We start from the raw sequence: 26243 nt of genomic DNA on the forward strand, positions 1-26243 counted from the left end.
AGCTGTGTACCAGCAAAGGTGCAGTCTGTTCAATTTGGAGTCGTTAATGACCAGCAGTAACCTGATACAACAATTGCAGGAAAGGGGCCTGATCGCCCAGGTAACGGATGAAGAGGCGTTATCAGAGCGACTGGCACAAGGGCCTATTGCACTGTATTGCGGCTTTGATCCTACCGCAGATAGCTTACATCTGGGCCATCTGGTACCGTTACTTTGCCTGAAACGTTTTCAGGATGCTGGCCATAAACCGGTCGCGCTGGTCGGTGGTGCCACAGGACTTATCGGTGACCCGAGTTTTAAAGCCAGTGAGCGTAAACTGAATACCTCAGAAACCGTCGGCGAATGGGTGGAAAAAATCCGCCAACAGGTCTCCCCGTTCCTGAACTTTGAGTGTGGTGACAACAGCGCGATTGCGGCCAACAACTATGACTGGTTCGGCGGGATGAATGTTCTGACGTTCCTGCGTGATATTGGTAAACACTTCTCTGTGAATCAGATGATTAACAAAGAAGCGGTAAAACAGCGTCTGAACCGTGATGACCAGGGCATTTCGTTTACGGAATTCTCATATAACTTATTGCAGGGATATGATTTTGCCTGTCTGAACAAACTGCACGGTGTCAGCCTGCAGATCGGTGGTTCTGATCAGTGGGGGAATATCACTTCCGGTATCGATCTGACCCGCCGTTTACATCAGAACCAGGTGTTTGGTCTGACTGTGCCGTTAATTACCAAATCTGACGGAACCAAATTCGGTAAAACCGAAGGTGGTGCTGTGTGGCTGGATGCCAGTAAAACCAGTCCGTATAAGTTCTATCAGTTTTGGATCAATACCGCCGATGCCGATGTGTATCGCTTCCTGAAATTCTTCACCTTTATGAGCATTGAAGAAATTAATGCCCTGCAGCAAGAAGATCAGCAGAGCGGTAAAGCACCGCGCGCCCAGTACGTCCTGGCTGAACAAGTGACCCGGCTGGTGCATGGGGAAGAAGGCCTGGCAGCTGCCCGCCGTATTACGGAAAGCTTATTCTCCGGATCCCTGAATTCACTGACGGAAGCTGATCTTGCCCAGCTGGCTCAGGACGGTATGCCGGCGGTCACTCTTTCAGAAGGAGATGATCTGCAACAAGCCCTGGTCGTTGCAGAACTGGTACCTTCCCGTGGTCAGGCTCGCACGTTAATTTCGTCCAACGCTGTTTCCGTTAACGGACAAAAACAATCGGATGCTGAATACCGTTTCAGCGCAGACGACAAGTTATTTGGTCGTTACACCGTATTACGTCGCGGTAAAAAGCATTACTGCCTGATAAACTGGCAATAAACAGTAAACGATAAAGGCCGGTCTCCGGCCTTTTTTACGGTTAAATTAAGCGAAAGACGTCATACAATAATGAAAAATATTCTTGCAATACAATCACATGTTGTTTACGGGCATGCAGGTAATGCCGCCGCAGAATTTCCGATGCGCAGAATGGGGGCCAATGTCTGGCCATTAAATACGGTTCAGTTTTCGAACCATACCCAGTATGGTCACTGGACGGGTACGGTTATGCCGGCATCGCATCTGACAGACATTGTCAAAGGTATTGCAGAAATCGATCGCCTGAAAACCTGTGATGCGGTACTGAGTGGTTATCTTGGCTCAGCAGAACAGGGTGAGAAGATCCTGGAAATCGTGCGTGAAGTGAAAACGGTGAATCCGCAGGCATGGTACTTCTGTGACCCGGTGATGGGGCATCCGGAAAAAGGCTGTATTGTCGCCCCCGGAGTGGCCGAATTTCATTGTAAATACTCTCTGCCGGCCAGTGATATTATTGCGCCAAATCTGCTGGAGCTGGAAATGCTCAGTGACCGGCAATTGCATAATATTGATGAATGTATTGACGCCTGTCGCCAGTTAATTGCACAGGGACCCCGTATTGTGCTGGTGAAACATCTGTCACGGGCCGGAAAACGCAGCGACCAGTTCGAAATGCTGTTAGTGACCGCAGATGAAGCCTGGCATATCCAGCGTCCGCTGGTCGATTTCGGGGTACGCCAGCCGGTCGGCGTGGGAGACCTGACCAGTGGTTTACTGCTGGTGGATCTGCTGCACGGTAAATCAATGCAGGATGCCCTTGAACATGTCACTGCTGCAGTATATGAAGTAATGATTAAAACCCATCAGATGGGAGAATACGAGCTGCAACTGGTGGCAGCCCAGGACCAGATAGCGATTCCCGTTCATCAGTTTGTGGCGGAACGATTAAGTTAAATGCTCTTAACGGCAGGGCCGTCGCGGGTCGATGGCCCTGCCTGTAATGATCAAATCCGGTAATTTCGCCGCTGTTACAGCGCCTGGCCGCCGGAAGCCTCAATCCGCCGGTTTCGTCACTGAGTATGGCACTGACCGCATCCCCGATATCCTCTGGCAGCGAGTTTTAAGGCTGCATTTTTACCCGCCCCCCGGCGTTCGCCGCTAATGAGTGTAATGTTCTGGCTCATATTTACGCCGTGAAGAAAAAGGGAATCCAGTCACCATCCTGTTTGCCAATAATTTGATAATAAATGGTCCTGATTACAGTTCACTGTTTCGTTTTCGACAACCCCGGGAAGGGATGGATAAAACTCAGGCAGTTCAGGTGGTTGTCTGTGTGGCGTCAACGGGCAGTGTGACCCGTACCGCGGAGACTGTGTATGGCGTGGCTGACAAACAGAGTACAGGAATATATCCGCAGCTGAGCAAAGGGAAATCCTGCGGCGGACAAAAAAAATCCCCGTCAGCAGGCTGGCGGGGATTCGGAATTTAGCGCAGCATCAGTCGCGGGTCATTTTGTGAAGCAATGGCGCGGAAACCAGCATTACCGCAGCAATGATCAGTGTAGTGATCCCGATTTGTTTGAAGACGTGGCTATATACCACCAGTGATTCTACAGGATTGGTCACATCGCCAGGTACCGCCATCAGTCCGGCGACTTTACCGGCAATAACGGCAGCGCAGGCAGTCGTCAGGAACCAGGACCCCATAATAAAGCCCATCAGTCGCTGCGGAACCAGTTGTGCAACCATCGCCAGACCCAGTCCGGAAATCATCAGTTCACCAATACTCTGTAATGCGTAACTGAGGATCAGCCAGTTTACCGAAACAATACCCTGTTCACTGGCATACTCTGCCCCCAGCGGCAGTACCAGAAACGCCCCCGAACATAACAGCATACCGATAGAGAACTTAAACGGCATCGGCAGGCGATCACCCAGTTTGTTGTACAGCATCGCCAGTAACGGGCTGCATACCATAATCCAGAACGGATTCAGTGCCTGGAACTGCTCCGGCTGGAAAGTAATCCCAAAGATCTGGTGTTCAACATTGCGGATGGCAAAGAAGTTCAGTGATGTCGGCATCTGCATATACAGCACGAAGAAGACGATAGCTTCGACCATCAGAATAAATGCCACCATCATTTTGCGGCGCGCAGCACCCTGCAGGGCAAAGGTTTCTTTCGCGAATACCAGTACAATACCGATAGCGATTACCAGTAAAGCAATCCGCGCCACAGACTGGTGATGCAGTAACCCGCTGGCAACGGCGATCAGTACCACCACACCAGCCAGCGTCGCCAGCAGTTTACCTGTATGCAGCGGGGCAAAGTCGGCCGCAGAGCCGTGCTTTTTAACCAGCGATTTCAGGCTCAGGAAGTTAATCAGCGTAAATACCAGTCCGACGACGGACAATGAGAATGCCACGCTCCAGCCGTATTGATTTGCCAGCCATGGGGTCAGCATCATTGAGAACAGGGAGCCGATATTGATGGACATATAAAACATGGTGAATGCACCATCAATACGCGGGTCATCTTTCTCATAACAGGTAGACAGTAAAGACGACGGGTTCGCCTTAAACAGTCCGCTGCCGACAGCAATGGTTGCCATTCCCAGATAGACCACATCAACATGATGGCCGGAGAAGGCGATCAGTGAATAACCCAGCGCCAGTACAATCACCCCGAGGACGATAACCCGCTTGGTTCCCAGAACTTTGTCACCTAACCAGCCGCCGATCGCCGTCAGGCCATAAACCATCGCACTGAAAGAAGAGAACAGGGTGATAGAGTCAGCTTCTGACATCCCCAACTGTTTGACCAGGTAAACAGCCATTATTGCCTGTAAACCGTAGTAACCAAAACGCTCCCAGAGCTCGATGGTGAAAATCAGATAGAACGCTTTCGGTTGCCGAAAGGCATTCATACTGACAGCCTCTTTATTATGTTTGTTTGCAGTAGACACTATTACCTCGGTGTATGATGACCCTGTTTTACGTCAGGAATTAAGTGCGTGCCATGCGTATAATTTTGCATGATCGTTGTTTTTTATAGGTAGTGCGGACATCTGATTCAGACGATAAAAACGATACGGCATAATCACCAGTTGAATGACTGACAGACTGCATTGCATAGATTTTAAAGTTGTTAACAAAGTGCGCAGGATAATTAAATATCGAAAATACGTAACAATCCGATAGAAAGAATAATAAATTAGTGCAGGTAATGCAATGGCAGTGGTTTTGGCTTTTAATGTTTTTATTATGCAAATTTAAAGTGTGTAATCCTGTTTTGTTTTTATTTATTGTGTTTTTATGCTATCGATATTTTGTTTTGTGGGGTTTTATTCTGATGTAAAAAGCGAAGTGTAATAGTAAACGGAATGGGTGAAAATAACAGAAATGGCAGAGTTGGTTTACAGTAAAAAAAAAGGCACTACAGTAACTTATTGATTTATATTGTTAATGTCAGACAGGTCCGCGGGCGGATATCTGTCTGTGGATTAACAAAAAAAATTTTTTTTTGAAATTTTTAGTCAGTTTTGTCGCGAAATTCGCATAAATCTTCTATCAGACAGGAACCACAGCGAGGTTTACGGGCAATGCAGGTATACCGCCCGAGCAGGATCAGCCAGTGATGACAGTCCACTTTAAATTCAGCAGGGACGACTTTGAGTAATTTTTGTTCGACCTGATCGACATTTTTACCGGGGGCAAAGCCGGTACGGTTCGACACACGGAAAATATGGGTATCCACCGCGATGGTCGGCCAGCCAAATGCCGTATTCAGTACTACATTCGCTGTTTTTCTGCCCACCCCGGGTAATGCTTCTAAGGCTTCACGGCTTTCCGGCACCTGGCTCTGATGCTGATTCACCAGTATCTGACAGGTTTTAATCACATTTGCCGCTTTACTGTTAAACAGTCCGATGGTTTTTATCGCATCACGGACGCCGTCTTCTCCCAGTGCCAGCATACTCTCCGGGTCAGGGGCTTTGGCGAACAGCCCGACAGTTGCTTTATTGACACTGACATCCGTTGCCTGAGCCGAAAGCAACACAGCGATTAACAATTCGAACGGTGAGCTGAAATTAAGTTCAGTGGTCGGATGCGGGTTATTGGCCCGCAGCCGGCTAAGGATCTGATAACGTTTCTCTTTATTCACGACGCTTTTCCGGTCTGTAACCGGGTGGCCGCGACCGCCGGCGAAGGGCTTTCAGCCAGTTTTGCGGCTTCGGCTTTGCGTTCAGCATACTGACGGGTGCGCTGATCGATCAGGTATTTGACGGCCAGTAACATACCAAGACCGATAAATGCGCCCGGCGGCAGCATAGCCAGTAACATCGGCGAATCGAAATGGAATACCTGAACACGCAGAACTTTCGCCCAGGGGCCGAGTAACTGGTCAGCACCGTTAAAGATAGTACCGTTGCCAATAATCTCACGCAGAGACCCGAGGGTGACCATGGCACAGGTGGCTCCCATTCCGATAGAAAAACCATCGAGCGCTGAAAGTGCAACACTGGATTTAGAGGCCACGGCTTCGGCACGACCAACCACAATACAGTTGGTCACGATCAACGGAATAAAAATCCCCAGTGACTGGTACAGACTGTGTGCATAAGCGCTGATCAGCATCTGTACGCAACTGACGACCGAGGCAATAATCATTACATAAATCGGAATACGAATTTCTGACGGCATCCAGCGCCGCGATAATGAAATGGCGCTGTTAGTTATGGTCAGCACCAGGGTGGTGGCAAGCCCCAGCCCGAGGGCGTTAGTGGCGGTAGACGTCACCGCCAGTAACGGGCACAGGCCCAGTAACTGAACCAGCGCGGAGTTATTTTTCCACAGACCGCCGATCAGTAAGTTTTTAGCTTCACTCATTGAGTATCTCCACATTCTGGCAGCGATGATAGCTGCGATGGCAGTGTTTCAATATACAGGGTGGTACGTTTGGCAGCATTAACTACCGCGCGGGGAGTAATCGTTGCCCCGGTAAACTGGTCAAAATCCCCGCCGTCTTTCTTAACCGCAAAATGGCGATCATCAGGGCCCTGTAATACCACCCCCGAAAAATGCGTTATCCAGTCAGAAATGCGTAATTCAATTTTGTCCCCCAGCCCCGGGGTTTCATGCTGTTCGACGACACGCACGCCGAGAACCTTGCCGTGGAAGTCGGCACCGACCAGCATCTGGATAGCCCCTGAATAACCGTCGGGAGCAGTGGTTTCCAGTGCCACGGCCACCGGAACACCATCCTTGCGTGCCAGATATAAATGGTGCGGGTCCATATTGCCTAATGACTTATCACGCACCACATAGCATTCCTGCTGCAGTTTATTATTATACAGAGATGGCGGAACGACCTGGTCGAGTAATGCTTTTTGTTCCAGTGCCATCTGATGTTCTACCGTTGGTTTGGTCACCATATTAATCACCGCCGTCATACCGGTAGTAATAGCAGCAAATACTGCCAGGGTGACGCCGTTTTTTCGGATAGTATCGAGCATCGGTTATTCCTTACGATGGCCATACACCCGCGGCTGAGTGTAGTAATCAATGAGAGGGACGCAAATATTTGCCAGCAGTACGGCAAAAGCCACACCGTCCGGGTATCCGCCAAAACTGCGGATAAGCCAGGTCAGCAGGCCAGTCAGGGCACCGTATACCAGACGTCCCTTATCGGTTGTTGATGCAGATACAGGGTCAGTGGCAATAAAAAATGCCCCGAGCATGGTTCCGCCGGAGAACAGCTGCATCATCGGCGAGGCCAGGCTGCCAGGAGATAACCACCACCCAACGGTGGCACAGAAAGTCAGCGCCAGTAAAAAACTGACCGGAATATGCCAGCGGATAGTGCCTTTAAACAGCATAAACAGGCCACCGGCCAGAAATCCGACATTCACCCACTGCCAGCCCTGACCACCGAGAACCCCCTGAAAAATGGGCTCAGCCAGTAGCTGGCTGGCGGAATGTCCGGCGCGCAGACCCGTTTTAAACCCGTCCAGAGGGGTAGCCTGACTGACTCCGTCAATACCTGATTGCAGAGCCTGCATCGATAAACCGCCACCCGTATGACCGGTAAAGATCATATTCAGGCTGTCCATCAGACCGGGTTTCACTGACTGTAATGCCTCTGGGGGCAGCCAGCTGGTCATCTGCACCGGGAAAGAGATCAGCAGCACCACATAACCGACCATCGCCGGGTTAAACGGATTCTGTCCCAGCCCGCCATATAATTGTTTCGCAATAATAATCGCGAAGGCGGTTCCGAGGACTATCAGCCACCAGGGAGCCAGTGGCGGAAGACTGACTCCCAGCAGAAGTGCTGTCAGTAAGGCCGAATTATCGGACAGCACCGGTAACACGGGTTGCTGGCGCAGGCGCAGTACCAGACCTTCACAGGCCCAGGCAGTCAGTGCCGCGAGGATCACCTGGATCAGGTTACCGTAACCGAAAAAATACCACTGGGCAGCCAGCCCCGGCAGGGCGGCCAGCAGGACAATGGTCATAATCCGGTGAGTACTGTGCCGGTTATGAGTATAAGGTGAACTTGCAATACGAAAAGCCATTTATTCCTCTGATGTCCTATTCTGCAACACAGGCGTCGCGGAGGTCTGTTGTTCCATAGCGGTAGCCTGTGCGGATTTTTTTGCTTTAGCGCGGGCAATGGCGGCGGCGACTGCGGCTTTACGCGGGTCTTCCGCCACGGCGTTATCTGCAGCGGTTTCTGGCGCTGCCGCAGCGGCGGGTGCCGTTTGTGCCTCTTTTCTGGCTTTAGCACGGGCAATGGCGGCGGCGACTGCGGCTTTACGCGGGTCTTCTGCCACAGCATTATCTGCAGCGGCTTCTGGCGCTGCCGCAGCGGCGGGTGCCGTTTGTGCTTCTTTTCTGGCTTTAGCGCGGGCAATGGCGGCCGCGACTGCGGCTTTACGCGGGTCTTCCGCCACGGCGTTATCTGCAGCGGCTTCTGGCGCTGCCGCAGCGGCGGGTGCCGCTTGTGCTTGCTTCCTGGCTCTGGCCTCAGCTTTACGTGTTTCACGTTGTGCTATGGCTGCCGCATTATCAGGTACCGTCCCGGCCTGAACACGGACTTCTTCGCCGGCCGCTGCGGAGCGGGCTTTTACCCGCGCGATAGCCGCAGAAATTTCGCTTTGTTCGCTGGCTGAGACTCTGCGTTTCGCTTCAGCATGTTTTGCTTCACGAGCCTGTTTTTCCCGTTCAAGGCGCTGCTGACGGGCCTCGAAACGAGCTTTAGCTTCCGCTGTCCTGCGGGCTTCGAGATCAATCTGTAACAACTCTGCTTTTTCCTGACGATAATACTGCACCAGCGGAATATTACTCGGGCAGACATAGGCACAGGCACCGCATTCGATACAATCATTCAGGTTATAGGCCCGGGCTTTTTCGTGATCTCCGCCCTGGCAATACCAGTACAGCTGTTGTGGCAACAGCCCGGCAGGGCAGGCATCAGCACAGGCACTGCAACGGATACAGGATTGTTCACTGTCATTGTTACCCATTTCTGCGATGGATGGTGCCAGTAAACAGTTGGTGATTTTCACCATCGGGACATGCAGAGAGGGCAGTGTAAATCCCATCAGCGGGCCACCCATAATCACCATCGGCTGCGGGCTGGCAGTAAAACCGGCCTGTTGCAGCAGGTGGCTGACCGGGGTGCCGATTCGTCCCCAGACATTACGAGGTTGCGCCAGCGCTTCACCGGTCAGGGTGACGACCCGCTCAGTCAGTGGCTCACCATCAATCACTGCCCGTTTTACGGCAAACGCGGTGCCGACGTTTTGCATCAGCACGCCAATATCGGCAGAACGCCCGCCATGAGGAACTTCCCGGCCGGTGAGTATCCTGGTCAGCTGTTTCGCACCGCCGGACGGGTATTTGGTCGGGATAACACGAATAATCAGGTCGTTATCGCCGGCTAATGCTTTTTTCAGGCTACGGATGGCCTCAGGTTTGTTATCTTCTATCCCGATAAGCACCTGATCTGCCTGTAACAGCCAGCGCAGGATCCTGCAGCCGGTCAGTACTTCCTGTGCATAGTCCTGCATCAGACGGTCATCGGCGGTAATATAGGGTTCACATTCAGCAGCGTTAATAATCAGAGTGTTAACGCCCTGTAATCCGCCATTAAGCTTAGTTGCTGTCGGGAATCCGGCGCCACCCAGCCCGGCCACCCCGGCATCATGGATAATACGGATAATTTCACGACGGTCATATTGCTGATAATCGGTCACGGTACGCCGTTCAATCCAGCGGTCTTCACCATCCGGCTGAATAAAAATACAGGGTTCAGACAGGCCGGAAGGGTGTGCCGTAATATGGGGCGCAATAGCTGTCACGGTCCCTGAACTGGGGGCATGTACCGGTAACATCCGGCCATGGCCAAAGGTCAGCGCTTGTCCGCGCAAGACGTGATCACCCGGTTGTACCAGCAGTTCACCTTCCTGGCCGAGATGCTGCTTTAACGGGATAATAAACTGTTCAGGTAAGGGTAAGCCCGCCAGCGGCGTGCCGTTAGACTGGGTCTTCATCTCCGGCGGATGGATCCCCCCTTTAAAGTCCCAGATTTTATCGGTACGAAAACGAGAAAACAGATTAAGCATGATGTTCTACCGGAATAACACGGACAGGAATGGAATTTAAATCCCATTTCCAGTTAGCAGTGGTGGTGGCTACCGGGCGCATTTCGATGCAATCGGTCGGGCAGGGGGCAACGCATAAATCACAGCCGGTACATAAATCCGTCAGTACGGTATGCATGGCGCGGGTCGAGCCGACAATCGCATCCACCGGACAGGCCTGAATACATTTAGTACAGCCAATACAGTTGGCTTCATCAATCCATGCCACTTTGGCTTCCGGAGATTTTGCCGATTCATCACCGTCAATTGGCTGCGGATCAACATTCAGCAGTGCCGCCAGTTTCAGTATGGTCTGCTCACCGCCGGGTGCACATTTATTGATCATCTCTCCCTGGTTGCCGACCGCATCAGCATAAGGACGGCAGCCGGGATAACCACACTGTCCACACTGACTCTGGGGCAACAGCTCATCAATCTGTTCAACGATAGGATCTTCTTCGACCCTGAAACGGCGTGAAGCATAGCCCAGCAGGGCACCAAACATTAATGCGAGAATACTCAGTGCAACAATAGCAATCCAAATCGCGGTCATCAGAATTTCACCAGCCCGCTAAAGCCCATAAATGCCAGCGCCATCAGTCCGGCAGTGACCAGAGCGATGGAAGAACCTTTAAAGGGCGCCGGTACATTAGCCAGTACCAGACGTTCACGAATTCCGGCAAACAGCACCATTACCAGCGAAAAGCCGAGTGAGGCACTGAATCCATACAATGCAGCCTGCAGAAACGTATGTTTCAGGTTAACACTGAGTAACGGCACACCCAGCACTGCACAGTTGGTGGTAATCAGCGGCAGGAAAATACCCAGTAACCGGTATAAAGACGGACTGGTTTTGCGCACTACCATTTCGGTAAATTGCACAGTCACCGCAATTACCAGGATATATGCCATGGTACGCAGGTAGACCAAATCCAGCGGGACCAGGATCAGATGGTTCACCAGCCATGCGCAAATCGATGCCAGTGTGATAACAAATGTTGTCGCCAGACCCATCCCGATAGCGGTTTCCAGCTTTTTGGAAACACCCATAAAAGGGCAGAGGCCAAGAAACTTCACCAGCACAAAGTTATTTACTAATACTGTGCCAACAAAGAGTAATAGATAGTCAGTCATTGTCGTGCCATGGGGGTTGAAAGGTAAGTATTATCAGGGATTAGGAGGTGTATAACAACCATGTCGGTTTTTTTGTTAGCGGCTTTCGCACTCAGAATTAAATTAGCAGTGATTAACCCCGCTGTTTATATGTGTATCAGGGCAGCCGGTCTGCGCCTTCGGCACAGACCGGAACCCTGTTTACATACTCAGCCGGCCACTTTGTCACGTAAGGCCTGTTTTTCTGCCTGACTGAGGAACGCCATATACAGCCCATTTTCCTGTGCCTGGCGGATCTCTTCCGGGCTCAGCCCGGCGGCCGGTGCGGCCACCTGATACTCATGAGGCAGTTCGATACCCTGGACCGCAGGATCATCCGTATTCAGGCAGGCCATCACACCGTGTTGCAGGAAGCTTTTCAGGGGATGCTCCTGCAGTGACGCTACAGTACTGGTCTGGATATTCGAGGTCAGACAGGATTCAATACCGATGCCATACTCAGCCAGATAATCCATCAGTGCCGGGTCTTGTATCGCTTTAACACCATGGCCGATACGCTCTGCCCCTAATTCACGGATAGCCTGCCAGATACTTTCCGGGCCAGCAGCTTCACCGGCATGTACCGTCACCCGGAATCCGGCATCGCGCGCTTTGTTAAAGTGGCTCAGGAACTGACTGCCAGGGAAGCCCAGTTCATCTCCGGCCAGGTCAACAGCGGTAATATGGTCCCGGTGGGCCAGTAAGCCTGCAAGCTCTTCGCGACAGGCCGCTTCGCCAAAGGTACGGCTCATAATACCTATCAGATTGACTTTTACATCAAACTGCTGGCATCCCTGACGTACCCCTTCAATCACTGCTTCGGTAACCCCGGCGACAGGCAACTGGTGGGTCATTGCCATATAGCCTGGTGAAAACCGTAATTCTGCATACTGTATCTTTGCGGCAGCAAGATCGGCGACATTCTCAAAAGCCACGCGGCGGCAGGCATCCAGAGATCCTAATACTTTGACTCCCCAGTCGAGTTTCTGCAGGAAACTGACCAAATCAGGTTGTGTGGACATCACCTGTACGTGGGGCAGCAGTGAGGATAAATCATTTGCCGGTAACGCAAGATTAAACTCCCGGCCGAGGTCAAGAATGGTCTGCGCACGGATATTGCCGTCGAGGTGCCGGTGGAGGTCAGTCAGGGGAAAAGTTGTATCGATCATGGCGCACTCGCAAAAAAATGTAAAAAGTGCGTAATAGTATAAAAATATCCGGGGGTAAAACACCAGTAATTTACGCTCTGCCCGCGGGGGGGAAATGGTTACTGTAATGATAAGTATGCAGTTTTAATTAATAAGCCCCTTTTTATTACAGGGATATTTCGATTAGTATATTCGATTGAATGGACAAATGTTCCGCAATATGATGTCTGAAGTCAATCGGGAGTCAGGAAAATGTTAACAGATTATCTGCAAATTGAAGAAGGCGACCAGCTGAAACATGCTCAGATGGTTAAACTTAAAAATCGTGGTCAGGAAGAAGTCAATCAGTGGATTATCGTCGGTAAAGATGGTCAGCAAAAAGGGACTGTTGATCTGTTTGATAAACTGAATTGCCGCCGCTCTTACTCAGCCAGCTATCGTATTACTCAGCGTGACCAGCACGGACAGGTGGTTGTCGACAGACTGATGGATGTGCTCTGACTGTGATAAAGTACGTTGATAGCATGCCCCTGAACTGCTGATGCCGGAAGCTGAACTGCCGGCAACAGATATCAAGGTCTTCTGCCCGCAAGGCAATCCTTCTGAGGCTGTATTGCCTGTCAGCGAACCCGCCGGGTTCGTTTTTTTTGCCTGTACGGTGATCATTAACGGCACTGTAAAAACAGTGCCGTTAATGCATCGGGGGTTACTGCTGACCATCGCCCTGTAACAACGGAACGTATTGCTGAATAAACTGCTCAAGGGGGATGTTGTCACCATTAATGGTCACGTCACCCTGGCCGTAATGCAATTCGGTCACAATGTCCTGATCTTTGACTTTCGTCAGACGGAACATTTCCCCCATCGCCGCCAGACCTTTAATTTGCTGCTCCGCCGATTGTTGCGCCGCCGCCGCCGTATACCCCTGAGTTTCACCGAGCACTGTCACTAACTGCTGTGCCATTGGCATGTTAATTGACAGGGAAGCATTGAGGTTTTTCATATAACGGTCGGTCAGCTGAGACAGTGACTGGGGAGCCACTGTGTTGGCGGCCGGATCATTAAAGTCTGCCTGCAGGCTGAAATGGCTTTCACCCCGGTTATTCTTCAACGACAGGGAATCTATCGACACTACCGGCGCACCTTTCAGCAGTAACGGCAAGTTTTGCAAAACAGCAGCATTCACCGATTGCTGCATCTCCTGAGGATCCTGCTGACTGCCGGCAGCAATCGCCGACAGATTCTCCTGAACCACCTGGTTATAATTATCATAAAACTGTTTTACTGACCGGGTGTCAAAATTACTCAGGGTGATGGACAGGGCGGCACTCCCCAGAGACTGTTGTCGCAGGGACAGGTCATCGATGGTGTAGTTGATTTTACCGCCGGTTTTCCCCTGTTTATCGTTAAAGTGACTATTGAGATCAGCCCCTTTAATCGCCAGAGCCGGTTGTGAATCCACTTTAGTCTCAAGTGACGATAAGCTGAGTTTCTGAGATCCCAGCCGCAGCCCTTCATCGCTCAGATAGCTGGTGCCGGAAAGGTTCAGGCCGCTGAGCGCGATGTTTACCGGTAATTTACTGTCATTTTTAAAGCTGAGCAGCAAGTCGCCAATTTCAGCACTGAAACTGATGTGATTCTGCTGGCTGTCTGCCGCGATATCAAATACAGATGCCTGGCTGGTCGCTTTGCCGCTGTCATCTGCATACTGTAGTGGCAGCACATTGATCCGGGTATCGGTGGCCATTGTGTAACTCAGACGTGTATCGGCGGTAACCGGAGACTGGCCGCCAGACAAGCTGAATAATCCTTTCAGTTGATCATTACTGACCAGTTCTGAATGCACGGAAGCTGCAGCCGGGATCAGATTAAAACGTTTCAGTTGCGACAGGGGGAAAGGGCCGTGATCGATAGTTTCATTCAGTATAATTTGCTTGCCCGGTGGCAGGAAACTGCTGTCAGTCGCCCCGGCGGAGCTTTGTAATACCAGTTGCAGATGTGAACTGAACACACCGCGCTGATAATTCTGTTTGGTCAGCTGCAGATGGCTGTCAGGAAAATTTGTGGCAATTTGCTGATTCGCCCGGGTGATAAGCTGGTCAATATCAGATTCAGTTTTCTTACCTGTGAACCATGACGCGCCGGTCCAGACCACACCCAGTGCAATTACTACACCCAGGGCAACATTCGTTTTCTTCATCAGTGAGTTGTCCTTTTATCTCTTATATCCGGCCGCTAACGGCAGTGAAAGCCACAGACCATGTGCCGTAGCCCGGTCCGTATCTGCGACTTTGCTGTATCCCGATAGCCTGATGCCGGCATATGTGCGGGAAAATGGTTAATCCCTTCAGAAGATAGCACTGTTTCCACAATAATCCGATCACAAGATAGGTATCAGGGGGCATCAGTTGTACAGATAAGCCGCAATTGTGTAAAAAACCAGATTTATCGCATCCCGCAGCAGAAAATACCAAAATAACCACCGGATCATCACAGGCAGCGGAAAATGTTAAAATGTTGTATATTTTTTCTTCCGGCAGGAAAAGAAACTGGTCGCCTGTCCGCCGGTAAATCATGTCAGTCATCAGGAGAAAATAATGACAGTTCATCGTACTGAGAAAGATTCCATGGGGCCGGTTGACGTACCGGCAGACAGACTCTGGGGAGCACAGACTCAGCGTTCGCTGGAGCATTTCCGTATCTCTGTCGAGAAAATGCCGACAGGACTGATCAATGCACTCGCTATGACCAAACGCGCAGCGGCAGTGGTAAACCGGCAGCTACAGCTACTGCCGGAAGATCGCAGCCATGCCATTATCCGTGCGGCTGATGAAGTGCTGGAAGGCAGGCACCTGCAGGAGTTCCCGCTGGCAGTCTGGCAGACCGGTTCCGGTACCCAGACCAATATGAATATGAATGAAGTGCTGGCTAACCGCGCCAGTGAAATTCTCGGCGGGGAACGGGGTATGCAGCGGCTGATTCATCCGAATGATGATGTCAACAAAAGTCAGAGCTCTAATGATGTTTTTCCGACCGCTATGCACGTTGCTGCTCTGATAGCTGTACGCCAGCAACTGCTGCCGCAACTGGCAGGCCTGACCCGTGTACTGGCGGAAAAATCAGAGCAGTTTCAGGATATTGTCAAAATCGGCCGCACCCACCTGCAGGATGCCACTCCCTTAACCCTCGGCCAGGAAATCTCCGGCTGGGTGGCCATGCTACAGCATAACCGGCGCCATCTGGAATATAGCCTCCCCCATATTGCTGAGCTGGCGCTGGGCGGGACGGCCGTCGGCACCGGACTCAATACTCATCCTGAATATGCGGTACGGGTGGCTGCCGTGCTGGCGGAATATACGGGGCTGCCCTTTGTTACTGCACCCAATAAATTCGAATCTCTCGCCAGTTGTGATGCATTAGTCCACTTACACGGTTCCCTGAAAGGGCTGGCGGCGTCACTGATGAAGATAGCTAATGATGTTCGCTGGCTGGCTTCCGGACCCCGTTGCGGTATTGGCGAATTATCGATTCCGGAAAATGAGCCGGGCAGCTCCATTATGCCGGGCAAAGTCAATCCGACTCAGTGTGAAGCCCTGACCATGCTGTGTTGTCAGGTCATGGGAAATGATGTTGCGGTTAATATCGGCGGGGCTTCCGGGAATTTTGAGCTGAATGTATACCGGCCGATGATTATCAATAACGTCCTGCAATCCGTCCGGCTGCTGGCTGACGGGATGGACAGTTTTAACCGGCATTGTGCGGCAGGCATTGAGCCTGACCGTGCTCGTATCAGCCAGTTACTGAATGACTCGCTGATGCTGGTCACGGCGCTGAACACGCATATCGGCTACGACAAGGCTGCCGAAATTGCTAAAACAGCCCACAAACAGGGGCTGACATTGAAAGCCGCGGCATTACAGCTGGGGTATTTGTCTGAAGAACAGTTTGACCGCTGGGTTCGTCCTGAAGATATGGTCAGCAGTATGAAACAGTCATCCTGATAAAACTCTCTTTCAGGGATTATCGCTGGCCTGCCACAACCATAACCGCGGAATTAATAACGTCATCGGTTGTGCCGCGGGTTTATAGCGGTGATTAATCGCCTGCTGGTCATAGTTTGTTAATTCACCGATTACCGGCACATTGTGGTCAGGGCAGCAAAAAATCAGGGGGGTCGGGCAGGGCAGCTGACGCTGTTGCTTCTTCTGCCGATCCCAGAGACGGGCCACAGGCTGTACTTTTACCGGACGCTTTATTTTCAGCCGGGCATCCGCGGGCAGAGCGGCAACCAATTCCAGTTCAGCAGCCACTTTCTCTGCCCACTGCTCGCGGGTCCAGGGCGCTTTAGCCCTGCCAGCACTGAGGCTTTTTTCCAGCTGCTGGCAAATCTCATCGCGACTGACATTCCTGATAATATGTTTATTGGCCCAGCCGAAATGTACAGAGGCCGGGGCCGGCAGCAGGGTGACGGAACGGTAGGCGTTAAGGGTAATCAGCCCCGGAAAGTGCTGGTGGACAAACGGGAAACGTGCTTCTGAAGACAGACCTGAATCACGGGTAATCAGTTGCTCCAGTAGTAATTTCAGCTGGTTAATCCCGTCGGTCTGCTGTTGTAACTGCTCAAAGGCAGCCCGATCCGTTTTAAAACAGAGTGCCCCGGGCAGTCTGACCGCCGCGCGGGTACTGACGTTTTCTGACTGTTGCTGCATAAACAAACGTTGTAAATGTCCGAGTGCCATCTCCCGGGCGGTCTGCCCGGTGAATTGCTGTACGGAGATAGTTTCTGTTGCATTCTGCTCATCACCTTTCATCACCGGTGGCAGAGAAAATACTCTTGCCGCCAGCAGCGGTAACTGCTGCAAAGTATCCGCGAGTTGCCGCAACTGATGTTCCATCAGATTAATGCATTCCCGCATTTCAGACACCAGAGTGTAACGCATAGTATTGATTCCGTGATGAAGGCTATATTAGTTACAACATACTTCATATTTCCGATAAATGCCAGAGGCAGCACCGTCGCTGGCCGGTTTTCACCAGCAAAGGGCGAAGGGAAAAGGGCAGGGGCAGTCTCAGGGAAAGTTATCGGCGTTTTCACCCCGCGGTAATCACTTTATACTGTGCCCGTTTCTGAGACAGGGGTCTGACCGGGTGTAACTATGAATACAGCAGTAATGTGCTTTGATATTGGCGGCTCTTTTATTAAAAGTGCCGTAATGATGCCGGATGATCAGCTACAGACCATTGGCAGTTTACCGGTGCCGGCGCGGGACTGGCCGGCATTATGCGCGGCACTACAGCAGTTACTGGCACAGGCTGCACCGTTACTGAGCCGCGGATCACCGGTTGCCATTTCGGCCGCCGGGGTAGTCGACCAGCAGGCTGATACGATCCTTGCAGGTAATCTTCCTGCCTTTAACGGTCACCGGGTAGCACAAGAGCTATCGTCGATTTTTCAGCGTCCGGTCGTGACAGGCAACGACGCCGATTGTTTTACCCTGGCGGAAGCAATACAGGGCAGCGCCAGAGACGCTGAAATGGTACTGGGCATTATTCTTGGCAGTGGTGTCGGCGGCGGACTGGTGTACCGGCAACAGATTATACGGGGGGCAGGCGGACTGACCGGAGAGTGGGGACATGGTCCGGTGACCCGCACGGAATTCCGTTACGGGGGGAAAACTCTTCACCTGCCCAGGTTACCGTGTGGCTGCGGGCAGCAGGGGTGCCTCGACACCCTTGGCGCTGCCCGCGGGCTGGAACGAATTTATGCCCACTGCTTTATGGACGCAGCAGACAGCCGTACCATTATTGACGACTGGCACCGGCAGGAACCCCGGGCTATGCAGACAGTATATCTCTGGTCGCAGCTGGTCAGCGAAGTATTATCGGTGGTGATTAATACCCTCGGTCCGGGAAAAGTGGTTGCCGGGGGCGGACTGGCATCGGACAGGGCATTAATTGAACTACTGGATCGCGAAGTCAGGGCCAGAATCCTGCGCAGCGGTGATCAGCCGCTAATCGTCCCGGCCAGCCTCCATCAGCAGGGCGGGTTACTGGGTGCCGCCATGCTGGGCCGCCGTCTGACTTAAAGTTCTGTGCGGTGTGGCCCCGGGCTGGCTTCTCAGTCCGGGGTTTTTTTGTTAGGATCCACATGCCATTCAGGCTTATTACCTTCCCTTTCCCAGAGGAACATAAATGCTAGATTATCGCTTTCCTACAGCACTACAGATGGTTCTCAGTGTTGCTATGGCAGAGCAACAGGGTGAACGTTCCACCAGTGCTATCCTTGCTAAAGGCCTGGAATCTAATCCCAGTCTAATCCGTAAACTTATGGTGCCTCTCACCCGTGACGGAATAATCGTTACAACCCTTGGCCGTACCGGGTCTATCCATCTCGGTCGTCCGGCAGCCGAAATTTCTCTGCGCGATATCTATCTGTCGGTGACTGATGAGAAAAAACTGCTCAACTCCCGGCCAGATGTTAAGAAGCCTTGTTGTATCGTCAGTGCCAATGTCTGCTGGTATTTTAAATCCCTTGCCGCAGAAGCGGAACAGGCATCTCTGAATGTACTGGCCACACGTTCTGTGGCAACCGCACTGGCCGAAATTACCGGCAAAGCGGGCCATAATACCCGGCCGCAGAAAGAACCCCTGTTGGCAGACGGTCAGACTGCAGAATAGCCCGCGGGCCGGTAGCCGCAGAATGATGCTGCACAGCCGCCGCGAGCCACCCGCGGCGGCGGTAACTCAATTCCCACTGAATCAGTAAGGCATTTAATGTATCAATTATGTTTGCATTTTAATGCGGATTGGCGCACCATTAAATGCAACTGCAATTGATACTATTTCTTTTAGTCGCGACGGAGAGACCGATGAACAATGCTTTTTTCCATGATTTAATCAGCTGGATTGATAATCATATCGAAAGCCGTCTTAATCTTGATCTGGTGGCTGAACGGGCAGGTTACTCCAAATGGCACCTGCAACGTATGTTTAAAGAGCATACGGGTTATGCGCTGGGTGAATATATTCGTAAGAAAAAACTCGAAAAATCTGCTGACAGACTCACTACAACCAATGAACCGATCCTGAGTGTCGCTATTTCGATGGGTTTTGACTCACAGCAATCCTTCAATCGTAGTTTTAAACGCGAATTCGGTATGGCCCCCGGAACATGGCGTCGTTCTTCCGGCGATGCGCCTCAGCACTATATGCATTAATTTTCCTCGTCAGATGGCCGCCTGCAGTGGCCAGCGCTGTCGCGGTTATTTCAGCCACAGAGTGACGGCAGAGCAGGGACATAAGCTCTCTTCAGCGGGACAGCAACCCGCCATTTGTCTGCAGATATTGATGCCGGCAGCCAGAAGGCTAAAAAACAGGTATAGTAAATTTGCTTATCTAAGGAATTTATTATGTCTAAAAAACTCTGGGGCGGGTTAATTATTGCCCTTTTTGCCTGCTGGCTGGGTCTTAAATCTTCACCTGAACATTCTGAAAACCACAACTCCCGCCATTCAGCGGTTCCCATTTCTGCCCCGTCAGGTACCCGTGCTGCTGACATTACGGCACTGACATCGGCAAATCAGGTAGCAGCCTGGATACATCAGCACCACCGTCTGCCGGATTTCTATATACGTAAAGGCGAGGCGCGCCGCCAGGGCTGGGATCCCTCCGCAGCGAATTTGTGTGACGTCTTACCGGGGAAGGCTATCGGCGGAGATCACTTCTCGAACCGTGAAGGCCGTTTGCCCGAAGTTGCCAGCCGGCGCTGGTTTGAGGCTGATGTTAATTACCAGTGCGGACACCGTAACGCAGACCGGTTACTCTATTCATCCGACGGGCTGGTTTATCTGACCACTGACCATTACCGGACCTTTACGAGGATACCCTGAGATGCTGACTGCCGTATTTGATTTTCGTACTCTCAGTGATCAGCAGCAATTTTATCAGCAACTGAGCAGAGATACCCATTGTCCGGCAACCTTTGGGAATAACCTGGACGCACTCTGGGACTGGCTCACCGCAGGAATGGCGTTGCCGGCGCGCTTTGAACTGCGGCACCCGCCGGAGGATAATCCGCGACTGATCCTGATATTGCAGTTACTGGCTGAGGCTTCACAGGCGCTGAGCGGACAATTACAGCTGCGTTTTGACGGAGATAAACAGCCGGACGATCGCTGGCAGGCATTACTGGCTGCCGGCCAGCAAAGCTGAGTCATCGCCGGTATCAATCCGCCCGTCATCACTCCAGTAAGCGGCACAGGGCTGACCGTTAGTTGCCAGAGTATTCAGACGGATCACCACCAGTGACAAGGGCAGATTCTGTTGCCCGTCGGCAGTGACCTGTATTACTTCCGGCAGCCCGCGCAGCTGGCCGTTACTGTCTGTCAGCCAGCGCAACGTTACCTGTACACCCTTATCACAGCCTTCAGTCTCAGTCGCCCGCAGAGAGACACTCAGTAACGGGCTGGCCGGTAACCGCGGGTCGCCACTGGTGCGGTAACCCAGAGAGACGCGTTGCACCAGCAAAAGCTCGAAAGTCACCGCGCTGGCCGGAAGCAGGGTCGCCGGTAACCGCAGCAAAACCTGTGAATAAGGCAGTGTAAACCGGGGAGTAATGATACCCAGTTCGCGGATAATATTATCTGCGGCGTACTGTCCTGCTGCGATATAGCGGGGATAAAGACGTTGCTGACGGATCAATTGATGAATAAAAGCGCCGGTAATGGCGCTGCATTTGCCATCAATCAGTTCTCCGTTACGACAGAAAGGCATGCTTTCCCTGCAACGCAGTCTGTCCAGACTGATAATATGGCCGGGCGGCAAAGGCAGGTTTCGGGTCAGCAACTGGCGAATCGCTGGCAGGGCGGAATTTTTGCCGCTGAATAGCAAGACATCAGGCTGATGACGTCTGACGTTGTCACACATAGTGGTCAGTAATCCGGCAGCACGGAAATTTTCAGAGTTAAAAAATGCCTCGACGGCGGTGAAACTCACCGTAACCGGCATCTCACAGGCATCATATCTGCCCCTGACCGCGGAAATGTCGCTGACCCGCTGGCTGAAATATGCCATGACCTGATGGTCGGGCGGGTCGGCTAATAAATCACCGGCGGTGCCGCCGGCTACGGATTCACACTGTCCGTTCCCGGCTGCCTGCCGGTAGTTTTCCAGTATTTTCAGGGCCAGTGGCCGGAAGAACTGCCGGCTGAACTGTTGTCGCCAGGGGGTATCGCCCTCACAACTACTGCCGGGGGCAAATAATTGCCGCACAACGGTCGCTGCCCGGGCTAATCCCTGTTGTTGCAGGTACTCCTGTAATGCCGGCAGCAGAAAAGTTCTGACCAGGTCGTACAGCAAATCTTCCCCGGCCAGCGGGTAACCGCTGCGATAAAGCAGCTCAGGCCGCAGCAGCACTGGCGGGGATCCAACCGGCAGATAATCACTCACCGAAACATCGGTAGTCCCCCCGCCAATATCGATCAGAGCGATACGCAGCCCGCGATGGGATCTGCCGGGTAATTGCCAGTCATTAATCAGCCGGTCACAGACCGCGTTATCTCCGGAGCGGGGAACCGGCTGGCTGTATAACCATAACAGCTGGCCACAGCTGGCTTCATCAGCTTCAGCAATCACCCGCGGCAAGGGGTGCCAGAACCGTTCAGCATCAGGATGTGCCGCCCGGCCCGCGGGCCGGGTCAGAGACTGGCGGACCAGCATCACCGCCTGGCGGGCCAGCTGCAGCACCTGGTCTTTTTCCGCCGGACTCATTGCTGCCGGCAGTGTCAGCAGAATTGAGCGCAGGTGGCGCGGAGCGCTGTAACCGGGCATCTTCTGCCGGTGACTGTGGCTGTTCATCTGACAAAATGCCTGGCTGATCAGTTCACACAGCATAAACATCAGTAAACTGCTGCGCGGATACCCGGCATGACAAACGGGGAACTGGTGTTCCGCAGGCAGCTGATCCAGCATCCTGGCCTGATCATCCATCAGCAGGGTAAACGGAGAGCGTATTGCTGCCGGCTGTTCACCGCTGGCGGACGGGGGATAATACCAGTGATACTCAGGGATATTGTCATCCCAGCTATAGCGCCGCGGGCTGCTGACCCCTTGCATTCCGCCGCTCTGGTTTAAGGTGCGGGTCAGTCGCCGGGCTTCATCACCGGTTCTGACTATCGAAGGCCAGAGAAATACCGATGAACGTCCGCTGGCAGCCGAATAGGCATACTTGTCTAACGGACAGGGAGCAAAGGCAATTTCACTGCTGAACAGGGCCGCCCCGCGGCGTGCAGGCCGGGATAAATCACGTAATATCAGCTCGCTGCTGTGCAGTAACGGGTTATCCTGCTGCGGATGCTGTTCGCTGATAATCCCGCAACTGTGGCTGTTGCCAATATCCAGTAACAGATCGACCTCTGCCGGTCTGTTACTGCCGTCTGACGGCAGCAGCATCATTGCCTCACAGGGCAGGGCTATACTGATCAGTTCCAGCAAATTCAGATAATGAGCCTGATAACTGAACCGGGTCGCGGAGGACAATCCACCGGCAGGTGCCTGACAGGCAAACACTGACTGTAGCCACTGATTCAGCCACGGATATTCGAGAAACTGCATCAGGTCATGATCCCGCCAGGCAGGAGCAAAATGCTGGCCGTTATCACAGTCGACACGGTCTGGCTGCAGATCCCGCGTCTGCTGATCTCCCGCAGTGGTATCAAAGGCCAGTGTCAGGCTATGGTGCCTGTCCTTTACCTCTGGCGGGCTGATAAATACCCTGACCCAGTTTACCGGTCCGTGACTGCATTTTCCGTCCGGCTGCTGCCGGAAAAATGGTACCGGCAGCCAGTTATCTGCATACACTGTCAGACACTCACTGAGAGGGACCTGATACTCCGGACGGACAATTTCATCATCTCCGGAGTTATCAGCCGGTAAATAAAAGCAGTGTTGCTGCGGATCTTCTGCCACCCGGATCAACGGGCCACTGGCTTTGCGGCGCACAAAATGGCGGAGTCCGCGGGCAATACTGGCACTGATCTCAGTATCCAGAAACTGGATACCTGTATCAGCCAGTAATGAAAACCGGTTATTCAATCGTCCGGAAGGCATCAGGCGTGTCCTGTGGAAAAGAGGGTGATAGTGCGGGGGACGGGTTGTCCTTTAAGACTGGCAGTGCAGTCTGTGCCGCGGGTAGTCAGCGTACAAAGTACCGCCGGAACCTGCATCCGGGATCCGTCCTGACAGGCGGCCCTGAATCTGCTGTACAGAGACAAAGTCCCTGAGGGCAGAAAGCCGCGACTGACAGCGGCCTGACAGCGCCCATGGACGGCAGATACCATCTGCAGGTGCCCGCGACCCTGACCGAATGTAAATTGCAGAGATAATGGCTGACTTTGTGGCGGGTGAATCACCGCCTGCCATTCACCGTCCATAAAACTCACATCCCCGCGTTTTACCGATGCTGCGGGGATCTGCAACCGGTGTCTGGTGACCGGTGGCGGGGCGGCGACAGGTTTCACCCCTGCGGCTATTATCGATGCCAGCTGCAAAGGCAGCCGGGCAACAGACAGGGGTTTCACTGAGGTTGTCACTAATCGCTGCTCAGTGATGGCCGCCGGCGGTTGTGACGACGGACGCTGGTATCGCCACATATAACCGCTCACGGCGACAGCCAGTATCAGCGCCGCCAGCACGCCGCCGGTAATCGCTGCACGGCTATTGTTGCCGGTCTGCCGGGCGGGCACTTCTGCGGTGACGGGCAACACAGGTCTGTCTGTGGTGAAGTGTTCTCCGTCCGGGCTCAGAGAAAGCAGAGCTCCGGCAAGACTGTGCAAAGGGGGGCTGCCTGCTGCCGCAGGTTGCTGCGGGCAGTGACCCCAGAAGGTAATCACTGGCAAATTATTGACCAGGAAAACAGTTTCTTTACCGGGAAATATCATCATTTTCTGCAATAAACGGCCAAAAAACACTGCTGGCGGGTTATCTGCGGCCAGGCATTGTTCTGCCAGTTGTTGCAGGCTGCTGACGGCCTGTTCCAGTATTTGCAGGGCTGCGCGGCGTTCAGCGTCCCCGGCATCCTGCCAGCGGACAACCGCTACGCTCCGCGGGCTGTGCCACTGGATGCCTTCACTGCCATGGCCCCGTAAAGGAATAGCAAAACAGTCAGCGGCGTGTTGCATGCCCCGCAGACAGAGCAACGCCTGTATCTGCGGGCTGTAATCCGTGACCGGTGCGGCTTGTACCCCCAGCATCTGGTAATCAGCACCGGCCTCTCCGGTCAGAAAAGTCGCTATCATCTGTCATCCTCCCGCGCCTTGCCGGGAAAATAACCGGCCACCGGATACCGATGTTACTCAGATACCGCCACGGGATAACGGCAAATTAACCGTAGAAATGACCGGGTGACCGGCGGATAGATACAAAAATAGCAGACGGCGGAACGGAACTATCGCCGCCGCAGCAGTAAATGACAAACAAGACCGCCGAGTAATCCCCAGAAAGCCGCCCCTATTCCGGCAATACTGAGACCGGACGCAGTGATCAGAAAGGTAACTATCGCCGTATCACGGTGCTGCGGCTGTTCCAGACTGCGTTGCAGACTGCCCGACAAGGTCGTCAGTAATGCCAGCCCGGCAATGGTATGAATAAACACCGGCGGCAGAGCGCTGAGTAACAGGGCAATAGTCGCCCCGGAAATGCCGGTGAGTATATAAAACACGCCAGCCATTGCCGCGGCCATCCAGCGTTTTTCGGCGCGCGGATCGACGTCGTCTCCCATACAGATTGCAGCCGTAATTGCCGCAATACACACAGAAAAACCGCCGAACGGTGATAATAGCAATGCCACGCCCCCGGTAACGGTCGTGACCTGTGAAACGGGCACCGGATAGCCGTGGGCCTGAAGGGTGGCAATACCGGGGGCATTCTGCGAAGCCATACTGACCAGAAAATAAGGGATCCCGACCCCAAGTAATAGCTGCCAGTCAAATTGCGGGGCAATAAAAACGGGGGCGGACCATTGCCAGTGAACGTCTGACAAAGCGCTGTTGCCCTGCCAGAGAATCACCAGTAATCCGGCCAGCAGGGTATAGAACACGGCGTAACGTGGTTGCAGCCGCTTTGCCAGCAGATAACAAACACACATACTGAGGCATAACGGTAAATTCTGCGACAGCCCGCTGAACGCCTGCAGGCCAAAATGCAGCAGAATTCCGGCCAGCATACCTGAGGCGATAGAGACAGGAATAAATCGCATCAGCCGTGCAAATATTCCGGTGATACCACAGATCATAATCAACAGATTAGTAAAAATAAAGATTCCGATGGTCTGCGCCAGACTGGCACCGGACAGGCTGGTGGCCAGCATTGCCGCTCCGGGGGTTGACCATGCGGTCAGTACCGGCATCCGATAGCGTACTGACAGCCAGAGTGAGGTTATCCCCATTGCAAATCCCAGCATCCCCAGCCAGCTGCCGGTCAGTGCTGTACTGGCTCCGGCGGCACTTGCCGCCTGAAAAATAATCGCCGCTGAACTGGTATAACCAACCAGTACGGCAACCATACCGGAAATCACCATCGGCAGGGTAAGCTGACGCAGGCCGGAACAGAAAGACATCGGATAAACTCCGTGACAGATTACGGGCAAGGGGCACAACATAGCATCGGGGGGGAGAGTGCACAAGATAGTCGGATATCCTGCTGACATTCAGGAGGTTAACCTGAATACTGCGGTGATCTTTTCGTTATCATTTTCAAAGTCTGCTACATTATCCTGCGCCCTGTGACAGCCTTTGTTTCAACGATATCCCGGGATTAGCTGCGGGTAATTACCGTACGCCGCCCGGCGGACCAGTAACAGATAAGGAACAACCGATGGTCTTACCCGTAACGGATAAAAACGCCTCCCTGATGATGATGTCGCAGAAAAACAGCGACCTGTTACTGGCGGGCGGCAGCGCTCCGGTGCTGATGGTAGCGGCTTGTTCAGTGGTGGCAGGATAA

The 26243-nt window shown here is 52.8% G+C and carries 26 protein-coding genes; 12 read left to right on the forward strand and 14 right to left on the reverse strand.

Annotated features, from left to right (window positions below; translation table 11 throughout):
• Positions 1–46: 46 nt before the first annotated feature.
• From tyrS to JK198_RS04070, 3 genes are all read left to right on the forward strand, one after another.
• Positions 47–1321: a tyrosine--tRNA ligase gene (tyrS, locus tag JK198_RS04060; protein WP_212706867.1), complete on the forward strand. Its 1275-nt coding sequence runs from the start codon at positions 47–49 to the stop codon at positions 1319–1321.
• A gap of 66 nt (positions 1322–1387) precedes the next feature.
• Positions 1388–2254, forward strand: coding sequence for a pyridoxal kinase PdxY (pdxY, locus tag JK198_RS04065; protein WP_212706972.1), 867 nt, complete (start codon positions 1388–1390; stop codon positions 2252–2254).
• A 343-nt stretch (positions 2255–2597) separates the two neighbouring features.
• On the forward strand, positions 2598–2789 hold the full coding sequence (locus JK198_RS04070) for a hypothetical protein (protein ID WP_212706868.1): 192 nt from the start codon (positions 2598–2600) through the stop codon (positions 2787–2789).
• Positions 2790–2796: 7 nt separating this feature from the next.
• On the opposite strand, the gene dtpA is transcribed toward JK198_RS04070, so the two are convergent.
• The 9 genes from dtpA to add form a co-directional block, all read right to left on the reverse strand.
• The gene (gene dtpA / locus JK198_RS04075; RefSeq protein ID WP_212706869.1) at positions 2797–4263 is read right to left on the reverse strand and encodes a dipeptide/tripeptide permease DtpA; all 1467 of its coding nucleotides are present in this window, start codon (positions 4261–4263) and stop codon (positions 2797–2799) included.
• Between the two features lie 566 nt (positions 4264–4829).
• On the reverse strand, positions 4830–5462 hold the full coding sequence (gene nth, locus JK198_RS04080) for an endonuclease III (protein ID WP_212706870.1): 633 nt from the start codon (positions 5460–5462) through the stop codon (positions 4830–4832).
• Entirely contained in the window at positions 5459–6187 is a 729-nt protein-coding gene (locus JK198_RS04085) for an electron transport complex subunit E (RefSeq protein WP_212706871.1), read from the reverse strand. The genes nth and JK198_RS04085 overlap by 4 nt, the downstream gene beginning before the upstream one ends.
• Positions 6184–6813 (reverse strand): electron transport complex subunit RsxG, encoded by a 630-nt coding sequence (gene rsxG, locus JK198_RS04090; protein WP_212710086.1) that lies wholly within the window; start codon positions 6811–6813, stop codon positions 6184–6186. Before rsxG ends, JK198_RS04085 begins: the two co-directional genes overlap by 4 nt.
• Before the next feature lie 3 nt (positions 6814–6816).
• Positions 6817–7875: an electron transport complex subunit RsxD gene (gene rsxD, locus JK198_RS04095; protein WP_212706873.1), complete on the reverse strand. Its 1059-nt coding sequence runs from the start codon at positions 7873–7875 to the stop codon at positions 6817–6819.
• Positions 7876–9927, reverse strand: a complete 2052-nt coding sequence (gene rsxC, locus JK198_RS04100) for an electron transport complex subunit RsxC (RefSeq protein ID WP_212710087.1) — start codon at positions 9925–9927, stop codon at positions 7876–7878.
• Complete coding sequence (rsxB, locus tag JK198_RS04105; RefSeq protein ID WP_212710088.1) at positions 9920–10498, reverse strand: electron transport complex subunit RsxB; 579 nt, start codon at positions 10496–10498, stop codon at positions 9920–9922. The genes rsxC and rsxB overlap by 8 nt, the downstream gene beginning before the upstream one ends.
• A complete protein-coding gene (gene rsxA / locus JK198_RS04110; RefSeq protein WP_212706876.1) occupies positions 10498–11079 on the reverse strand; it encodes an electron transport complex subunit RsxA in 582 nt (193 codons plus the stop codon). Before rsxA ends, rsxB begins: the two co-directional genes overlap by 1 nt.
• A 188-nt stretch (positions 11080–11267) precedes the next feature.
• Positions 11268–12266, reverse strand: a complete 999-nt coding sequence (gene add / locus JK198_RS04115; RefSeq protein WP_212706877.1) for an adenosine deaminase — start codon at positions 12264–12266, stop codon at positions 11268–11270.
• A 231-nt stretch (positions 12267–12497) separates the two neighbouring features.
• Here add and JK198_RS04120 point away from each other — a divergent pair, with 231 nt between their 5' ends.
• Both JK198_RS04120 and JK198_RS04125 read left to right on the forward strand, forming a co-directional pair.
• Entirely contained in the window at positions 12498–12746 is a 249-nt protein-coding gene (locus JK198_RS04120; RefSeq protein WP_212706878.1) for a hypothetical protein, read from the forward strand.
• A gap of 40 nt (positions 12747–12786) precedes the next feature.
• Positions 12787–12975 carry a hypothetical protein gene (locus JK198_RS04125; RefSeq protein WP_212706879.1) on the forward strand — a complete coding sequence of 63 codons (189 nt, stop codon included), beginning with the start codon at positions 12787–12789 and terminating at the stop codon, positions 12973–12975.
• On the opposite strand, the gene JK198_RS04130 is transcribed toward JK198_RS04125, so the two are convergent.
• Positions 12952–14445 (reverse strand): YdgA family protein, encoded by a 1494-nt coding sequence (locus JK198_RS04130; protein WP_212706880.1) that lies wholly within the window; start codon positions 14443–14445, stop codon positions 12952–12954. The genes JK198_RS04125 and JK198_RS04130 overlap by 24 nt on opposite strands.
• A 397-nt stretch (positions 14446–14842) precedes the next feature.
• On the opposite strand from JK198_RS04130, the gene fumC reads away from it, so the two are divergent.
• Positions 14843–16246, forward strand: a complete 1404-nt coding sequence (fumC, locus tag JK198_RS04135) for a class II fumarate hydratase (protein ID WP_212706881.1) — start codon at positions 14843–14845, stop codon at positions 16244–16246.
• A 12-nt stretch (positions 16247–16258) separates the two neighbouring features.
• On the opposite strand, the gene tus is transcribed toward fumC, so the two are convergent.
• On the reverse strand, positions 16259–17185 hold the full coding sequence (gene tus / locus JK198_RS04140) for a DNA replication terminus site-binding protein (protein WP_212706882.1): 927 nt from the start codon (positions 17183–17185) through the stop codon (positions 16259–16261).
• A gap of 216 nt (positions 17186–17401) precedes the next feature.
• On the opposite strand from tus, the gene JK198_RS04145 reads away from it, so the two are divergent.
• The 5 genes from JK198_RS04145 to JK198_RS04165 all read left to right on the forward strand — a co-directional run bounded on the left by JK198_RS04145 (position 17402) and on the right by JK198_RS04165 (position 20456).
• On the forward strand, positions 17402–18331 hold the full coding sequence (locus JK198_RS04145; protein ID WP_212706883.1) for an ROK family protein: 930 nt from the start codon (positions 17402–17404) through the stop codon (positions 18329–18331).
• A 106-nt stretch (positions 18332–18437) separates the two neighbouring features.
• Positions 18438–18923: an Rrf2 family transcriptional regulator gene (locus JK198_RS04150; protein ID WP_212706884.1), complete on the forward strand. Its 486-nt coding sequence runs from the start codon at positions 18438–18440 to the stop codon at positions 18921–18923.
• Between the two features lie 191 nt (positions 18924–19114).
• Positions 19115–19462: a helix-turn-helix domain-containing protein gene (locus tag JK198_RS04155; RefSeq protein ID WP_212706885.1), complete on the forward strand. Its 348-nt coding sequence runs from the start codon at positions 19115–19117 to the stop codon at positions 19460–19462.
• A gap of 192 nt (positions 19463–19654) precedes the next feature.
• Complete coding sequence (locus JK198_RS04160; RefSeq protein WP_212710089.1) at positions 19655–20134, forward strand: ribonuclease domain-containing protein; 480 nt, start codon at positions 19655–19657, stop codon at positions 20132–20134.
• 1 nt (position 20135) lies between these two features.
• Positions 20136–20456 carry a barstar family protein gene (locus tag JK198_RS04165; RefSeq protein ID WP_212706887.1) on the forward strand — a complete coding sequence of 107 codons (321 nt, stop codon included), beginning with the start codon at positions 20136–20138 and terminating at the stop codon, positions 20454–20456.
• On the opposite strand, the gene JK198_RS04170 is transcribed toward JK198_RS04165, so the two are convergent.
• The 3 genes from JK198_RS04170 to JK198_RS04180 form a co-directional block, all read right to left on the reverse strand.
• Positions 20430–23351, reverse strand: coding sequence for a virulence factor SrfB (locus JK198_RS04170; protein ID WP_212710090.1), 2922 nt, complete (start codon positions 23349–23351; stop codon positions 20430–20432). The two genes, JK198_RS04165 and JK198_RS04170, sit on opposite strands and share 27 nt — an antisense overlap.
• Positions 23351–24538 carry a hypothetical protein gene (locus JK198_RS04175; protein WP_212710091.1) on the reverse strand — a complete coding sequence of 396 codons (1188 nt, stop codon included), beginning with the start codon at positions 24536–24538 and terminating at the stop codon, positions 23351–23353. The genes JK198_RS04170 and JK198_RS04175 overlap by 1 nt, the downstream gene beginning before the upstream one ends.
• 149 nt (positions 24539–24687) lie before the next feature.
• Positions 24688–25857, reverse strand: a complete 1170-nt coding sequence (locus JK198_RS04180; RefSeq protein WP_212706891.1) for a benzoate/H(+) symporter BenE family transporter — start codon at positions 25855–25857, stop codon at positions 24688–24690.
• A gap of 257 nt (positions 25858–26114) precedes the next feature.
• Here JK198_RS04180 and JK198_RS16920 point away from each other — a divergent pair, with 257 nt between their 5' ends.
• Positions 26115–26243, forward strand: a complete 129-nt coding sequence (locus JK198_RS16920; protein WP_256441121.1) for a hypothetical protein — start codon at positions 26115–26117, stop codon at positions 26241–26243.

It is taken from the genome of Tatumella sp. JGM91, from assembly GCF_018257575.1.
GTDB lineage: Bacteria > Pseudomonadota > Gammaproteobacteria > Enterobacterales > Enterobacteriaceae > Tatumella > Tatumella punctata.

Excerpts from the sequence above, each read along its gene's own strand:
- JK198_RS16920 (WP_256441121.1), top strand. The coding sequence starts at position 26,115 with ATGGTCTTACCCGTAACGGATAAAAACGCCTCCCTGATGATGATGTCG.
- fumC (WP_212706881.1), top strand. The coding sequence starts at position 14,843 with ATGACAGTTCATCGTACTGAGAAAGATTCCATGGGGCCGGTTGACGTA.
- rsxA (WP_212706876.1), bottom strand. The coding sequence starts at position 11,079 with ATGACTGACTATCTATTACTCTTTGTTGGCACAGTATTAGTAAATAAC.
- add (WP_212706877.1), bottom strand. The coding sequence starts at position 12,266 with ATGATCGATACAACTTTTCCCCTGACTGACCTCCACCGGCACCTCGAC.
- JK198_RS04175 (WP_212710091.1), bottom strand. The coding sequence starts at position 24,538 with ATGATAGCGACTTTTCTGACCGGAGAGGCCGGTGCTGATTACCAGATG.
- JK198_RS04070 (WP_212706868.1), top strand. The coding sequence starts at position 2,598 with ATGGATAAAACTCAGGCAGTTCAGGTGGTTGTCTGTGTGGCGTCAACG.
- rsxG (WP_212710086.1), bottom strand. The coding sequence starts at position 6,813 with ATGCTCGATACTATCCGAAAAAACGGCGTCACCCTGGCAGTATTTGCT.
- JK198_RS04085 (WP_212706871.1), bottom strand. The coding sequence starts at position 6,187 with ATGAGTGAAGCTAAAAACTTACTGATCGGCGGTCTGTGGAAAAATAAC.
- JK198_RS04160 (WP_212710089.1), top strand. The coding sequence starts at position 19,655 with ATGTCTAAAAAACTCTGGGGCGGGTTAATTATTGCCCTTTTTGCCTGC.
- JK198_RS04120 (WP_212706878.1), top strand. The coding sequence starts at position 12,498 with ATGTTAACAGATTATCTGCAAATTGAAGAAGGCGACCAGCTGAAACAT.
- JK198_RS04155 (WP_212706885.1), top strand. The coding sequence starts at position 19,115 with ATGAACAATGCTTTTTTCCATGATTTAATCAGCTGGATTGATAATCAT.
- JK198_RS04125 (WP_212706879.1), top strand. The coding sequence starts at position 12,787 with ATGCCGGAAGCTGAACTGCCGGCAACAGATATCAAGGTCTTCTGCCCG.
- JK198_RS04170 (WP_212710090.1), bottom strand. The coding sequence starts at position 23,351 with ATGCCTTCCGGACGATTGAATAACCGGTTTTCATTACTGGCTGATACA.
- JK198_RS04130 (WP_212706880.1), bottom strand. The coding sequence starts at position 14,445 with ATGAAGAAAACGAATGTTGCCCTGGGTGTAGTAATTGCACTGGGTGTG.
- tyrS (WP_212706867.1), top strand. The coding sequence starts at position 47 with ATGACCAGCAGTAACCTGATACAACAATTGCAGGAAAGGGGCCTGATC.
- JK198_RS04145 (WP_212706883.1), top strand. The coding sequence starts at position 17,402 with ATGAATACAGCAGTAATGTGCTTTGATATTGGCGGCTCTTTTATTAAA.
- JK198_RS04180 (WP_212706891.1), bottom strand. The coding sequence starts at position 25,857 with ATGTCTTTCTGTTCCGGCCTGCGTCAGCTTACCCTGCCGATGGTGATT.
- tus (WP_212706882.1), bottom strand. The coding sequence starts at position 17,185 with ATGCGTTACACTCTGGTGTCTGAAATGCGGGAATGCATTAATCTGATG.
- rsxC (WP_212710087.1), bottom strand. The coding sequence starts at position 9,927 with ATGCTTAATCTGTTTTCTCGTTTTCGTACCGATAAAATCTGGGACTTT.
- rsxB (WP_212710088.1), bottom strand. The coding sequence starts at position 10,498 with ATGACCGCGATTTGGATTGCTATTGTTGCACTGAGTATTCTCGCATTA.
- JK198_RS04150 (WP_212706884.1), top strand. The coding sequence starts at position 18,438 with ATGCTAGATTATCGCTTTCCTACAGCACTACAGATGGTTCTCAGTGTT.
- rsxD (WP_212706873.1), bottom strand. The coding sequence starts at position 7,875 with ATGGCTTTTCGTATTGCAAGTTCACCTTATACTCATAACCGGCACAGT.
- JK198_RS04165 (WP_212706887.1), top strand. The coding sequence starts at position 20,136 with ATGCTGACTGCCGTATTTGATTTTCGTACTCTCAGTGATCAGCAGCAA.